Raw genomic sequence first — 545 nt, 5'->3', positions numbered from 1 at the left:
GTATTCGGTCGACAGCCAGACGCTCACCGGCTTGACGCCTCTGGGGAAGTACGCACCTGCGGGAGAGGCGATCAACATGTAGCGGTACGAATCGGCCGGGCGGACACCGAGTCCGGCTTCGGTGGAGAACATGTACGGCCGGACGTAGAGCGCGTCCTCGCCGCCTGCCGCGGGGACCCAGTCGTGGTCGAGTTCGAGCAGCTTCTCCATCGATCCGATGAACAGCTCGTCGGGCAACTCCGGCATCGCCAGACGGCGAGCCGAGGAGCGGAAGCGCTCGGCGTTGGAGTGCACCCGGAAGGTCGAGAGGTCGCCGTTCGGCTGACGGTAGATCTTGAGTCCCTCGAAGATTGCCTGGCCGTAGTGCAGGACCATCGCGGCGGGGTCGAGCTCGATCGGACCGTACGGCGCGATCGTGGCATCGTGCCATCCGCCGTCACGGGTGTAGTCGATGTACACCATGTGATCGGTGAAATGTTTTCCGAAACCGGGTGCAGCGAGCACCGCGTCGCGCACGGCGGGCGTAGCGGGCGAGGGATGCTGCA

Annotated in this window: 1 pseudogene; it reads right to left on the bottom strand. The window is 65.3% G+C overall.

What is annotated here, in order from left to right:
• Positions 1 to 545, bottom strand: a pseudogene (locus R4P08_RS18420) (branched chain amino acid aminotransferase); the annotation flags it as partial.

It is taken from the genome of Rhodococcus sp. IEGM 1408 (genome assembly GCF_033142235.1).
Classification (GTDB): Bacteria; Actinomycetota; Actinomycetes; order Mycobacteriales; family Mycobacteriaceae; genus Dietzia.
The sequence above is the reverse complement of the archived record's forward strand: the minus strand, read 5'-3'. Positions and strand labels throughout refer to the sequence as shown.